The organism is Caulobacter sp. GW821-FHT10A06 (assembly GCF_059415805.1).
In genome coordinates this window covers 388,423-401,600 of record NZ_JBWKNY010000001.1, presented here as the reverse complement: position 1 = coordinate 401,600, position 13,178 = coordinate 388,423, and the positions used below count along the sequence as shown (strand labels likewise).

At 64.4% G+C, this 13,178-nt stretch carries 14 protein-coding genes; 10 read left to right on the top strand and 4 right to left on the bottom strand.

Annotated elements, in window-relative coordinates:
* Positions 1-674: 674 nt before the first annotated feature.
* Positions 675-2,156, bottom strand: coding sequence for a hypothetical protein (locus tag AC07NF_RS01850; protein ID WP_494631653.1), 1,482 nt, complete (start codon positions 2,154-2,156; stop codon positions 675-677).
* Positions 2,157-2,406: 250 nt separating this feature from the next.
* Between AC07NF_RS01850 and AC07NF_RS01845 the strand changes: the two genes are divergently transcribed.
* The 3 genes from AC07NF_RS01845 to wrbA all read left to right on the top strand — a co-directional run bounded on the left by AC07NF_RS01845 (position 2,407) and on the right by wrbA (position 4,781).
* Positions 2,407-2,775 carry an alpha/beta fold hydrolase gene (locus AC07NF_RS01845; protein WP_494631654.1) on the top strand — a complete coding sequence of 123 codons (369 nt, stop codon included), beginning with the start codon at positions 2,407-2,409 and terminating at the stop codon, positions 2,773-2,775.
* Positions 2,776-3,449: 674 nt separating this feature from the next.
* Positions 3,450-4,106 carry a hydrolase gene (locus AC07NF_RS01840; RefSeq protein WP_494631655.1) on the top strand — a complete coding sequence of 219 codons (657 nt, stop codon included), beginning with the start codon at positions 3,450-3,452 and terminating at the stop codon, positions 4,104-4,106.
* Between the two features lie 75 nt (positions 4,107-4,181).
* Positions 4,182-4,781 carry an NAD(P)H:quinone oxidoreductase gene (gene wrbA / locus AC07NF_RS01835; RefSeq protein ID WP_494631656.1) on the top strand — a complete coding sequence of 200 codons (600 nt, stop codon included), beginning with the start codon at positions 4,182-4,184 and terminating at the stop codon, positions 4,779-4,781.
* A gap of 196 nt (positions 4,782-4,977) precedes the next feature.
* On the opposite strand, the gene AC07NF_RS01830 is transcribed toward wrbA, so the two are convergent.
* Together AC07NF_RS01830 and AC07NF_RS01825 are read right to left on the bottom strand one after the other, a co-directional pair.
* Positions 4,978-5,349, bottom strand: a complete 372-nt coding sequence (locus AC07NF_RS01830) for a response regulator transcription factor (protein ID WP_494631657.1) — start codon at positions 5,347-5,349, stop codon at positions 4,978-4,980.
* Positions 5,350-5,458: 109 nt separating this feature from the next.
* Positions 5,459-6,097: a response regulator transcription factor gene (locus AC07NF_RS01825; RefSeq protein ID WP_494631658.1), complete on the bottom strand. Its 639-nt coding sequence runs from the start codon at positions 6,095-6,097 to the stop codon at positions 5,459-5,461.
* A gap of 85 nt (positions 6,098-6,182) precedes the next feature.
* Between AC07NF_RS01825 and AC07NF_RS01820 the strand changes: the two genes are divergently transcribed.
* The 7 genes from AC07NF_RS01820 (at position 6,183) to AC07NF_RS01790 (ending at position 12,250) form a co-directional block, all read left to right on the top strand.
* Positions 6,183-7,706, top strand: a complete 1,524-nt coding sequence (locus tag AC07NF_RS01820) for a PAS domain-containing sensor histidine kinase (RefSeq protein WP_494631659.1) — start codon at positions 6,183-6,185, stop codon at positions 7,704-7,706.
* Between the two features lie 128 nt (positions 7,707-7,834).
* Positions 7,835-8,206, top strand: coding sequence for a nuclear transport factor 2 family protein (locus tag AC07NF_RS01815; protein ID WP_494631660.1), 372 nt, complete (start codon positions 7,835-7,837; stop codon positions 8,204-8,206).
* Positions 8,207-8,336: 130 nt separating this feature from the next.
* The gene (locus tag AC07NF_RS01810; protein WP_494631661.1) at positions 8,337-9,242 is read left to right on the top strand and encodes a pirin family protein; all 906 of its coding nucleotides are present in this window, start codon (positions 8,337-8,339) and stop codon (positions 9,240-9,242) included.
* A 126-nt stretch (positions 9,243-9,368) separates the two neighbouring features.
* On the top strand, positions 9,369-10,037 hold the full coding sequence (locus tag AC07NF_RS01805; RefSeq protein ID WP_494631662.1) for a DedA family protein: 669 nt from the start codon (positions 9,369-9,371) through the stop codon (positions 10,035-10,037).
* A 90-nt stretch (positions 10,038-10,127) separates the two neighbouring features.
* Positions 10,128-10,997, top strand: coding sequence for a substrate binding domain-containing protein (locus AC07NF_RS01800; protein WP_494631663.1), 870 nt, complete (start codon positions 10,128-10,130; stop codon positions 10,995-10,997).
* A gap of 117 nt (positions 10,998-11,114) precedes the next feature.
* Complete coding sequence (locus AC07NF_RS01795; RefSeq protein WP_494631664.1) at positions 11,115-11,552, top strand: DoxX family protein; 438 nt, start codon at positions 11,115-11,117, stop codon at positions 11,550-11,552.
* On the top strand, positions 11,549-12,250 hold the full coding sequence (locus AC07NF_RS01790; RefSeq protein ID WP_494631665.1) for a YoaK family protein: 702 nt from the start codon (positions 11,549-11,551) through the stop codon (positions 12,248-12,250). Before AC07NF_RS01795 ends, AC07NF_RS01790 begins: the two co-directional genes overlap by 4 nt.
* A 10-nt stretch (positions 12,251-12,260) precedes the next feature.
* On the opposite strand, the gene AC07NF_RS01785 is transcribed toward AC07NF_RS01790, so the two are convergent.
* Positions 12,261-13,175 (bottom strand): SMP-30/gluconolactonase/LRE family protein, encoded by a 915-nt coding sequence (locus AC07NF_RS01785; protein ID WP_494631666.1) that lies wholly within the window; start codon positions 13,173-13,175, stop codon positions 12,261-12,263.
* Positions 13,176-13,178 lie beyond the last annotated feature (3 nt).

Below are 13,178 nucleotides of genomic sequence, written 5' to 3'. Positions count from 1 at the left end.
GCTCAGCCGAAAATTTCAAAGCTTGGGAATTTGTATAGCAGCGGAAATAAGTCTGTAATTTCCGCGATCCCTCACTCCCACTCAATCATGATTTCGAGCCCAGCAAATTGTATTTGCTGGGCTTTTTTAATAACACGTTTGTGTATACCCGTGATCAATACCGTCGATTTCGAGCGTTTTGATTTAATTGGGGAATTTCTAAATTTGACAAAACATGGATCGTGTGATCGTGCGGAAGCAGATCGCCAGATCTATTCAGCCACATCTATCGTCAACGTTCACCTGCCAGCGTCTGGGCGGCACCAACAGCAAAGCTGAGCGGCAATGGGCGCTGGCTCTGCCTTAGAACGCCCCAACGCTAAATCAATCGAATGACAATGCCCCGCCGTAAACCCTCCACACATTCACGGGTCACAAACCGCCTTCGCTCACGAGGGTGGCCTGATGATCGCCCAGGGGCGATCTGGTCGCGATCCGTGGCCGGCCGGAGGACCCGCACGTCGTCAATGTTTTCCGGATTCGAGGCGGCAGACCGGTCGAGCACTGGGGCGCTCTTCAAAACGACGGAAATATTGATCTCGCGCTGAACAGATTTCGCGATATGCGATTCAAGAGCGCGAAACCACTGAACGAAACCCATCGATGTTGGCGCGGCGTAAAAATGCAGCACCTATTTAACCGATATCTATGTCGATTTCTATGTCTATATCAAAGTCTAGCGTGCTGAAGAAATAGTTCTTCATGTCACCCTCCAGCCCCTTAAACATCTCATTCAACGCCCAACCGTATGCCTCCCTCACCTTCCCATTTATCTCATCGCCATATTTGGCATAAACGTCGTCCAGCGCCACAAGCGTTGACGCGGTTGCTACAGATCCGAGAACAGACTCGATCTGTTCACCAGTCTTGGATTTGATTTCCTCAGCGAGATCCTTCCCGACGTCGCGGAGGACGTTCTGACTAGGGCGTCCGTCTGCGTCGGCGTTCGCCAATGGCGAGATTATCGGCCCGGCGAGGGTTTTTGCGAAGTCGAGCGTCACATGCTTGAGTACGGCCATAAGAAGAGAGGACCTGTAAACTTGCACTCGGCGCGGCCCAACGGGAGCTCCGCCGAAAACGAAAGCCTCGCGGCGCTCGCCACGGAATGCCTCCGCGTCAGTCCGAGCTTCCCATCGGATATCCAGATGCGCGATCTGCACCGACATCAAGACGTCGCCGTTTGCTATGGCCTGCTCTCTGTCGTCACCCTTGACCCATAGGCCGGGCAGCATCGATCCATTGACGCCCGGCGTGACCCAGTGCGACAGCGCGAAGGATGCGTCGGAGCCGTTGACGTCAAATGTCGATGGCGGCATGAACCGGCCAAGAACTTGAGCCATAGCCAAGGCGCAGTCTTGCTCCGCTTTTTGCTTGGCAGGATCGTTCTCCGGGACTTCCCCAAGGCCAAGCCCGCAACGTTCAGCAATTCGCCCGACGTTCACGTAGCGCTGATACGTCTTAACGCTAGCGTTCAGTTGCTGGATCTGGCCGTCATCGATCCCAGGCGCGGACAGAGCAGCGCGAGCGGCGGCCAACTGTTCCTCCGCGGCAGCGGTATATCGCGCCCAATACCCAGCCTCGTTAATGATGCCAAGGTAAGCGTTGGTTTGGCTGAAATCGAAGTTGCAATCGATGCTGATAGGGACCGGCCGAAATCCGCGGTTGCGGTAGGTAATCATCAGCGCTGTCATCAGCCGGAAGATCGGCGAGCCAGTAATCCGGAAGAGACTGTCCGCAGCTAGGATGAACCGATCAATCTCCGATGTGACTCGTGCGGCCGCCGCTCGCCTGAAGAAGCGTACCTCCTTGTCGGAGATAAAGTTTGCCAATCCAAACAGGTCATCTGGTTCCAGCGCCCTATAGCGCTGCCGGTCCAAAACGTACCTACGGAGCTCCCGAAGCGCGTACGGCGCGATGAGCGCAGTCGCAAGCGTCACAGAGGCTAAAGCAGGCCTCCCTAAGAGCCCCGCGGTGCCAGCCCCCGCAAGGAGGCAAAGCGTAACTAGAAATATCCACACGCCGCCCCTAAGGGCGAACTTCAGGTACTTGAGGGCTATGGGCACAAGGATTGCTGCAAGAGCCACAGCTAACAGCTTGCCAAGGAAACCGTTGAGCAACGCGCCCTCCCCAATGCGGACGCTGCCGGATGGCACTCCAGCCAACAAGCTCCCCTCAGGCTCGCCAATAAGTCAAGCTTGTACTGAAGCTCGCGATTTGCGTGCCGGCCGTGGTCGACATTTGAGCTCAGTCAGCGGACGCTGGCGCCGCGTCCGCGCTCCACGCGCCCGGCGTTGATGAGCGCAGGATCTGCCTGGGGACGTTCCAATCGATCAATCAAACGGCTGTGGCTCGCCGTAAACGGTCCGAATGTTCAGCGCGTCACAAACAGCCTTCACTCACGACGGCCTCCGCCTGGCCTACCGGGACGAGGGCCCCGGCGAACTCGGCTTGGCGCCGATCCTGTTCCTGCATGGCTGGACAGCTGACCAGTCGAGCTTTGCATCTCAATTTCAAGCCTTCGCCCATCGGCGGCGAGTGCTGTCGCTCGACCTGCGCGGTCACGGGGGTAGCACTGCGCCATACGCGCGCTTGGACCTTGAGACCTTCCGCGACGACGCGCTGGCTCTGCTGAACCATCTCGATGTCAAAGCCGCGCACGTGGTTGGTCAGGGAATGGCGCCCCGCCGGCCAAGGTGCGCCCCACGGCGCGGAACCATGACGGAGCCGGGTCCGTAGGCGGAAGCACAGTGTCGATCATGATGAGCGACGCGACACGACTGTCTTTAGCTGCCGCCAGTTCCAGTCCGACGAGGCCGCCTGACGGAGCTCATCGAGAGCGTCGCCCACGGGGTCCATCGCGTGACCGGCCCCAGCGAGTCCGCCGCCCTTAGAGCGTTGGCCGCCGCAGATCCGAGACGGGCGTTTGCCGAGGCCCTCCTCCAGTACGATGCCGAGAAGGCCGGCGCCGCGCTCAGCGTCCCGGTCGGGTACGCCACCTCTACCCTCAGGGTTCAGGACTCTGATCGGTTCGCGCAAAGCTGTCCGCGCCTCGTGAGGCGACAGCTTCCCGATCGGCCTCTTCCCGCTTCGCAACATGCCGCTACGGAGCTGGACGCGTTCATCGAGGGCTTCGTTCGCCTCGCCGAGATCGACCCTGACCGCATGGGTTGCGATCTTCGCTTGGCGCAGAACGTCATACCCTTCCCCGGCTCCCGACAGTCCCAAGCCCTCGGCTCCACGGCCAAGCCAAAGCGACGCGATGCGACGCACTGAAGCCCAGCCTCGCCCCTCCGCCTCGATATACGCGGGTATGCCGCTGAGAACCGTTCGTAGAATGGTTGCGGTCGGCTCGAGCGAGCAGTGTTCGCTCATCGGCGCCGCCTAGGGCGCTAAACCCAAGGAGACGACCGATGACCGCGAAGACTGGGCTGCAAGCCCTCCTCACCCCGCAAGACAGCGTGCTGGTGCTCATCGACCACCAGCCCTTCCAGTTCGCCAACCTGCACAGCCACGAGCCGACCATGGTGATCAACAACACCGTGGGCCTGGCCAAGACGGCCAAGGCGTTCGGCGTCCCCACCATCCTGACCACCGTCGTGGCGGGCCGAGGCGGCAACCTGATCCCGGCTCTTCAAGCGGTGTTTCCCGACCAGACCCCGATCGACCGAACCTTCATCAACACCTGGGAGGATCAGGCCGTCGTCAACGCCGTCAAAGCGACCGGCCGCAAGCGCGTGATCATGGCCGCCCTGTGGACCGAGGTCTGCCTGGCAATGCCGGTGATCCACGCCCTCGGCGAAGGCTGGGACGTCACGATCGTGACGGACGCCTCTGGCGGCGTGTCCAAGGAAGCCCACGAAGTCGCGGTCCAGCGCATGGTCGCCGCAGGCGCCAATCCGATGACCTGGCTGGCGATCGGCGCCGAATGGCAGCGTGACTGGGCTCGTCTCGACACCGTGCCGGCGCTCGGCGGAGTGCTCGTCGAACACGCTGGCGGGACCGGCGTCGCGCTGGGCTGGGAGTACCAGCTGCTGGCCACCCCCGTCGCGCTCGAAGCGGCGGCCTGACGACCATCAACCCTGCGCGTCTTCCCGACAGCCGTTTGGAAGACGCGCTAACTCCCCCCAACCAAGGAGGCCAAAGTGGCCAAGGTTCTCGTTCTCTACTATTCCGCCTATGGCCACATCGAGACGATGGCCAACGCCGTCGCCGAGGGCGCTCGCGCCGCCGGCGCCAGCGTCGATATCAAGCGGGTTCCGGAGCTTGTGCCCGAGGAAATCGCCAAGAGCGCCCACTTCAAGCTGGATCAGGCCGCCCCGATCGCCACAATCGCGGACCTGGAGAACTATGACGCCATCATCGTCGGCGTCGGCACGCGTTTTGGCCGCATGGCCTCGCAGATGGCCAGCTTCCTGGACCAGGCCGGCGGCCTGTGGGCGCGGGGCGCTCTGAACGGCAAGGTCGGCGCGGCCTTCACCTCGTCGGGCACCCAGCACGGCGGCAATGAGACCACCCTGTTCTCGATCATCACCAACTTGCTGCATTTCGGCATGACGATCGTGGGCCTGCCCTACAGCCACCAAGGTCAGATGACGGTCGACGAAATCACCGGCGGCGCGCCGTACGGCGCCACCACCATCGCCGGCGGCGACGGCTCGCGTCAGCCCACCCAGATCGAGCTCGACGGCGCCCGTCACCAAGGCGAGATCGTCGCCAAAACCGCCGCCAAACTCTTCGGCTAAGCGCAACCCTTCAGGCGGCTTCCCCAAGCTGCTTGAAGCCCTCCCCTGATCTGGAGCGACCGCTCGATCCGGGAGACCTGACGGCCGATATCCCCCCTATCGGTCGTCAAGGCCGGTCGGCTCTCCCCAGAGCCGGCCGGCCTTAGTCGTGATGGGTCAGGGTTGGAGCGTGTCAGATTTGGTGGGTGCGAGCCGTTTAGGCGTGTAGCGCCCGATCCACGCAGTCGATCAGCTTGTCGCCGTCGAAAGGCTTTTTCAGAAAGCAGTGCGCGCCGGCCGCTAGAGCGTCCTCCCGCATCCTGTCGTCGAAGAAAGCCGAGATCAAGATCACCGGTATGACGCTGATCGAGGCGCCGATGAGACGCGTCAGCTCGATCCCGTTCATGCCGTCGGGCATCTGCACATCGCTGATGAGGCAGACGCTGTCCTTGGCTTCCGGAGATTTGAGGAAGGCTTCCGCGCTCGCAAACGTCGCGACGCTGTAGCCGGCGCTGCGGACCAGCCCGGCGAGGGAGCGACGAACGCCCTCATCATCGTCGACGACGGAAATCAGACGCTGGTCCGACACTCAAACGCTCCTGCTCAGGCAAGCGACGACGCGCCGCTTACTAGACCAAGATGCGAGATCGGCTCGCGTTCCGAAATTATACGCGAGGATGTTGGGCCGTAATGTCGCATCAGCGACCGTGCTTGAGCGTCTCGGCCATGGTGATGAAATCGGCCAGGGTCTTGGCGCCGAGCTTTCGCATCGCCCCGCTGCGGTGGATCTTCACCGTGATCTCCGCCAGATCGATCTCGAAAGCGATCTGCTTGTTCATCTTGCCCATGGCGACGCGGTCCATGATCTCGCGCTCGCGGGGCGTGAGGGCCTCGAACTTGGCGCGCACCTCGTCGAATTGGCTCCGCTCCGAACGCTGCGCGGCGTCGCGCGAGAGCGCAGCGGCAACCGCATCGAGCATGTCCTGCTCGCGGAAAGGCTTGGGGAGGAAATCCACCGCGCCGGCTTTCATGCCCCGGACAGTCATGGGAATATCGCCATGTCCCGTCATCAGGATCACAGGCATGTTCACGCCTGCGTTGGCGAGCTGCGCCTGGAAATCCAGCCCGCTTGATCCTGGCAGGCGAATATCGAGGACCAGACAGCCGGCCGTAACGGGAGCGCCTGACGCCATGAAGTCAGCGGTGTTGGCGTAGGCGCGCGTCTCGTAGCCGACCGACCGGAAAAGTTGGTCCAGAGCGGTTCGAACACCCTGGTCGTCATCGACGACGTAGACCACCGGCTTGAAGTTGGACTGGCTGGCTGGCGAATGTTCCATCAATCCGATCTGACCGGGCTAGCCACGCGCGTCAATCCGGGCCATTCGCATTTGTGCCATTGACGAAGTATTTGGAACGCCGGGAATGGATGCTTCAGAGCAACTGCGTGCAATTACAGACGCTGTCCCGGCGCTGATCTCCTTCTTTGACAAGAACCACATCTGCCGGTTCGCCAACGATCATCACCGCCGCTGGTATGGTCGCGCGCCCGAGGATCTTGTCGGTCTGCATATGAGCGGTTTCCTCGGTGACGAGGGCTATGCTCGCCGCCGCCCCTTCATCGAGCGCGTCTCCCGCGGCGAGCAGGTCTCTTTCGACGCCCAAGTCCCTCACCTCGACGGCACGTTCAGAGATGCCGCGATCCGCTACGTTCCCCAGATGATCGATGGGACGTTCGAGGGCTTCTACATCCTCGTCTTCGACGTGGCGCTTCATCAACACCGCTTCAACAGCGTCTTCCATGGCGCCTCGATGGCGTTCTGGGAGCTGGACTTCACCCAGGCCAACGCCGTCTTGGACGCGATGGCGGCAGCGGGAGCCAATCCGGTCAAGCAGATCCTGGCCGACGCCGCCCTCGTGGGTGAACTGCTCTCCGCAGTGAAGATCGTGGACGGCAACGACCGCGCCATGGCGCTGTTCGGCCTAGATAACGCCACGGCCGCGGGCCTGTCGCTCGAACAGCTCACTGTCCCGTCCAGCCAGCCCGCCTTTGCCAAGTACTTCAGCGCCTATTTCTCTGGCGAGCCCAGCTTCGAGACGGAGACCGTCCTGAAGACCGCTGATGGCGAGGCGGTGGACGTCCACCTGACCTGTGCATTCCCCAAACACGCGATCTCGCGCAACACGGCCGTGCTGGGCGTCACCGACATTCGGGCGCGCGTCTTGCGCGAGCGCGAGTTGGCCAGGGTGCAGGCGGACCTGGCTCACGCCTCGCGGATCGCCACCCTTGGCGAGCTGATGGCGTCGATCGCGCACGAGGTCGGCCAGCCGCTGGCGGCCGCAGTCGCCAGCGGAAACGCCGCACGGCGCTGGCTCGACAGACCAGAACCGGAGGTCAGCGAGGCGCTGGACGCTATCAGGCACATTGTCTCGGAGGCCACGCGCGCGTCCGAGATCATCTCACGGACCAGGTCGATGGCGGTAAAGGGCGAATCCCAGCGCGCGCCGTTTTCGCTCAACGACATGATCGATGAGACGGTCAAGCTGGTCACGCGTCAGGTGTCAGGCCTGGGAGCCGATCTGCGGCTGGACCTGCAAGCGGACCTACCGGATGTGACGGGTGACCGGATCCAGTTGCAGCAAGTGCTGATCAACCTGGTGGTCAATGCTGCGCAGGCCATGGCCGAGCAAGCCGATCCCGTCCGGGTCATAACGCTGCGGTCACGGCGCGACGGCGAGGTACTTTCAGTCGAGGTCGGGGACACCGGGCCCGGCATCGACGTAGAGCGAGCGTCACAGCTCTTCAATGCCTTCTACACCACCAAGGCCACCGGGATGGGGATGGGCCTGTCGGTCGCCAAGACCATCGTCGAAGCCCACGACGGCGAGATTTCGGTCGTCCCGGGTCAGCCAAGGGGCGCGACTTTCCGGTTCACAGTTCCGCTCTGAGGCCGTCTCACAAGGCCGCGCAGCGCATACCCGAGTATGCGTCAGACAGCCGCCCGTACGATGGCCCCTGGCCAGCACCACGCGCATCTTCGGGACAAGGCCCTTCGGGGCGACCTCGGAGAGTTCAGATGGAAAAGCACATCGACTTGGCGGCCGCCGGCGCGCTGCTGCATGCGAACCTGGACAGCGTGTTCAACGAGCGTGACGCGGGCAAGCGCTTGGCGGCCCTGGAACGCCTCTGGGTTCCTGACGGCGTCCTTTACGAGCCCACCGACGTCGTGACTGGGAAGGACGCGATCAGCGCCGCCGTCGGCGCGCTTCACGGGCTGCTGCCGCCTGGCACGGTCTTTACGCCGACCGCTTCCGCCACTGGTCATCATGACCTCTTCGTTCTGCCGTGGGAGGCCGCCGTGCCGGGCCAGGCGCCGCATACCTTCGGCCGCGACATCGCCATCGTCGAAGGCGGCCGCATCGCGCGCCTCTACGTCCACCTCGACTAAGGCGTCGATCCGCATCGTTGCTGTTTTTGCGACGCAGGGTCGCCGTTCGCCGATCTGCCGCGCAGCTCTGCGCGACGCCAAATCCTTCTCGCATCAACCCGCCCTCGCGAGGGCTTTGGAGGCCCTAGCCATGACTTCGGTCGCAGTTCAAACGCCCGTCGCTTCCGTTCTCGACGAGCCCCGGAAAGTGGCGTTTCAAACCGCGGGCCATGGCCACGGTGCGATCCGCAGGCTGATGAGCCCGTCCGACCTTGGCGGCCATCTGAAGCCCTTCGTCTTCCTGGACTTGTTCGGCGGCGACATGCGCCGGCTGAACCAGTCCATGGCGTTGCATCCCCATTCGGGGATCGCCACCGTGACGGTCTTCACCGAGGGCGACGTCACTTACGACGATCCCGACGCGGGCAAGGGCACCTTGGCCTATGGTGGGGTCGAATGGATGCGCGCCAGCGGTGGGGTGTGGCACGGCAAGGAGATCTCGGCTGGCCGTTCGGCGACCATGCAGGGCTTCCAGCTGTGGCTGGCCCTTCCCCCCGAAACCGAAAACGGTCCTGTCGACAGCCAGTACATCGAGGCTGATGCGACGCCGACGGTTGGCCCGGCTCGCCTGATCCTGGGTCGCTACGAAGGCGCCGAAAGCCCGGTGCGTTCGCCAGCCGACATCAACTACCTGCTGGTGACGCTCAAGCCCGGCGAAGAATGGACCTACACGCCGCCCGCCGGACACGTCGTGGGCTGGGTCGCGGTCTCTCGCGGCGCGCTCGTCAGCGGCGAGCCCATCGCCGCCGCGCATCTGGCCATGTTCGAACCGTCGCAGCAGCCGATCCGCCTGGTCGCCGATGCGGAGCAAGGCGCGACCTTCGTGCTCGGCTCGGCGCGCCCCCACGCCCATGACCTGCACCTTGGCTACTACTCGGTTCACACGTCCGCGGCGGCGCTCGCCCAGGGCGAGGCCAGGATCGAGGCGCTTCGCCTTCGCCTCGAAGAAAGCGGCGATCGGCGTACGGCGTCGGGCTCCACCCCGATCTTTCGCTGAGGCCGGGCGGCGCACGTTCCGTGGGTCGTCCGCCGCCCCTCGTCACCGCCTCGATCGTCCTCGGATCCACAAAGCCTCGCGCGGCTCAATCGAGACCCTCCCGATAACCCCAAGCCGAGAAAGTCGATGACCCTCACCCAATCAGCGTCCGCTTTCGTCAGCGAGCATCGCGCCTGGGCCGGCGTCATCCTCGGATTGGCGGCCTTCGGCGAGTCCATGCTCGTCGTCGGCGCCTTTCTGCCTGCCACGGCGCTGCTCATCCTGGCGGGCGGCATGATCGCCACCGGCCTGCTCGACGCCGCCTCGGTCCTCCTCTGGGCGACGATCGGGGCCGTCATCGGCGACGCCGCATCCTACGGGCTGGGCCGGCGTGTCGGCGCCAAGCTGCTGCGCCACCGGCTCCTTGCGCCACATGGACGAACGATCGCCCGGACACGCCTGGCCATCCGCCGGTTTGGGATCCTGACCATCTTTCTTGGCCGCTTTGCCGGTCCGCTGCGAGCCGTCGCGCCCGTGATGGCGGGCATGCTCCGCATGCCGGCCGGGAAGTTCCACCTGGCCAATGCGCTGTCTGGCCTGATCTGGGTGGCGGCCTTCGTGACGCCAGGCTACCTGGCCGGCAAAGGCCTGGCCGTCCTGGATCTTGGCGCCAGCGCGGCCGGGCCTGCCTTGGTGACCATCCTGGCCGTGGGGATCGTGGGCGGTCTTGGATGGTTGGTGCTCGCTCGTCACCGTCCGATCGCGCGCGCCAAGCTCAAGTCCGATGCGCGTCTCCAGTTCGCGTTCGGCCAATAGGCGCCCCCTCACCTACGCCGCCGGCGACGCCCACGGGGCGTGGCCCTAAGCTGGCCCGGCGCCCCATGGCGAACGAAGCAACCCGAAGGCATGACTGTGGATCTCGAGGACCTTGAGACGTTTGTAGCGATCGCCAGTGCTGGCGGGGTATCGGCAGCCGCCCGGCGTCTTGGGCTGTCCAAGTCGATCGTCAGTCGGCGGCTTCAACGGCTCGAGGAAGCGCTTGGCGCCCAGTTGCTGGCGCGCGGCGCTCGTGGCGCGGCGTTGACGGAGGCCGGGGCCACCTTCCGGGACCATGCAGCGCGGGCTCTGGCGGAAATCGAGACCGCCCGGGAGGACTTGTCGGCCGACGGCGCGTTGCGCGGACGCCTCAGGATCGCTGCGCCGCTCTCGTTTGGACCAACACACCTGGCTCCCGTGCTTGCGGAATTGGCGCGACGACATCCCTTCCTGCAGGTTCATGCCGCCTATAGCGACCGGTTCGTGGACATCGTGGCGGAAGGCTTTGACTGCGCCGTGCGGGTCGGGACGCTGAGCGACTCCAACCTGGTGGCCCGGCGCATCGGACCGATCGCCGGGACGCTGGTCGCCTCACCGGACTATCTCGCGCTGCACGCCCAGCCAGAAACGCCGCCGGACATCCTCGCGCACGAAGCGCTCATGCAGGCAACGGAAGCGTGGCGGTTCGTCGACGGCGACAGGATCCGCACCGTTCACCCCCAAGGCCGCTTCAAGGCCGACAACGGGACGGCCCTGGTCTCCGCGGCCTTGGCCGGTATCGGCATCGCCGCCCTGCCCGACTTTCTGATCGAGGCCCATCTGGCCAGCGGCGCGCTCGTACCCTTGATGCCGCGCTACCCTCTCGTCGAAGGCGGGATCTTTGTCGTTCGTCCGCCGGGGCAGAACCCCGGAAGAAAGATCCGGGTCCTGACCGAGCTGTTGATCGAGCGCTTCGGCTAGATACCCAGGTATGTGAAGCCAAACCCCCGTTCAATGGCGGACGGCGCACCTTCCAGACAGGTTGGCGGCATCAAGGCCTCGTAAAAGACGGGGCGCCCCCCTGATGGAGAAGGTCCCATGGCGTCGATCCCTTCCACCCCGGCGCCGCGCTGGGTGATCGCTATTCTGGAAGCGCCGACGACGAGCTTCCTGGCGCGCCTGGCCCTGGTCGGGGCCTATCTCCTCGGCGGGATCGTCAAGGCGCTGGACTTCCCCAGCGCGGTCGCCGAGCAGGCGCATTTCGGTCTCCAGCCGGCGGCGCTGTTCGCGATCGTGACCATCATCGTGGAACTTGTCGGGGCCAGTCTTGTGCTCTTCGGCCGATGGGCGTGGCTCGGAGCTGGGATGCTCGGCGTCTTCACCCTACTGGCGGCCCTCGTGGCTAACGCGTTCTGGCGCATGGAAGGCCAGGAGCGGTTCATGGCGACCAACGCCTTCTTCGAGCACCTGGGCTTGATCGGCGGCCTGGTGCTCGCAGCCATGATCGCAGACCGCCGGCCGGAGCAACGCTCGTGAACTCCGCCGTCAAGCCTACGGCTCAGCCGCGCGACCCCATGGTCGCGCTGCTGATCATGCTGTCATTCACCACCGGCCTGGTGGACGCGGTCAGCATTCTTGGTCTTTCCAAGGTGTTCACCGCCAACATGACCGGCAACGTGGTCTTTCTGGCCTTCGCCTTGGCGGGCGCCCCCGGCTTCAAGTGGCCGCTCTTCGTGGCGGCACTGGCTTTCTTTGCCCTCGGCGCCGGCATGGCGGGCCGGCTGGAACGGCGCGGCCAAACGTCCGGCCGTCGGCGGTGGTTGCTCGTCGTGGCGAGCGTCGAGGCGGTCATGCTGCTCGCCGCCGCTGCCTGCTCGATCGGCTATGATCCCGCACTTGCCACGCCCACATGGGCTCTGATGGCCATGATCGGACTGACCGCGACAGCCATGGGGGTCCGCAACGCGACGGTTCGCCAGCTCAAGGTCGCCGACCTCACGACTACGGTCCTGACGCTGACGGTGACGGGGATCGCCGCGGACTCCACCCTAGCCGGCGGAAAGAACACCAATGTCGGACGGCGCTCCGCGGCGGTGCTGTCGATCTTCGCCGGAGCCCTGGTCGGCGCCTTGCTTTTGAATTGGGGCGGGCTCGCGTTGCCGCTTATCCTCGCGGCTGTCGCCGTGCTGGGATCCACCGTCATCCTGGTGCGAGATCTCCCTTCCGCCAGCTGAGGCGCAAGTCTTAGCCGGCGTCTACCACCGAGCGCTCCGGTTGCCCCATGGGCGCATGTAGACCCAGGCCTGGCGCGCGGCCCTCGAGCCGCTCGACGACGCCGTGTTCGACCTCGGTCACGACCATCGTGTGACTGTTCGGCTCGAAGGCGACGTTGGTGGGCAGGCGGCCGTTGGTCGGCAAGCGATCGATAATCGCGCCCGAGGGATCGATGACTGTCACCTCGCCCTGCCCGTAGACGGTGCAGTAGAGGTTACCCAGGGTGTCGAACGCCATGCCGTCCGGCCCGACGAACTGCTCGCCGGGCGCGGCGATCAGGACATTGGCGAAAGGCTCGCGCGAGATGTCGTCGCCCAGGATCGCGTAGCGATAGATCCAGCCTGTCAGCGACTCGTTGGCGAAAAGCGAGCCGTCGGCCGCGAAGGCGATGCCGTTGGTGAAGCGCATACCGCCGTCCAGGCGACGGATCACCCGTCCCGCAACTGGATCAATCTGGAAGAGGCTTCCGTCGTAGGTCGCAGTCTGAAAGTCGGGCCGAATGGCCAGGCCCTGGATGAAGACGTCCGGCCGCATGCCGGAGTCCGTCATGTAGAGGAGTCCGTCGGGGCCGAAAGCCAGGTCGTTCGGGAACAAGAACGGACCTCTGTCGTCGCCCGCTATCGTGCGTCTGACCACACCCTCGGGATCGAGCTGGACCAGGCTGTTGCCAACGCCGCCGGCCACCCAGAAACAACCGTCGCCATCGATGGCCAGCCCTGTCGGGCGTCCTCCGGGGCGCCCGATGACGTCGCGCGATCCGTCGGCCTGGAGCCGGGTCAAGCACTCGCGGCTCTCGTCCATTTCGACGACATGCAGGCGACCGCTGGCGTCGAACGCAGGTCCTTCGGGCTGGCGCAGGTCGCCGGCGATGATCGGATTGCGCATCAG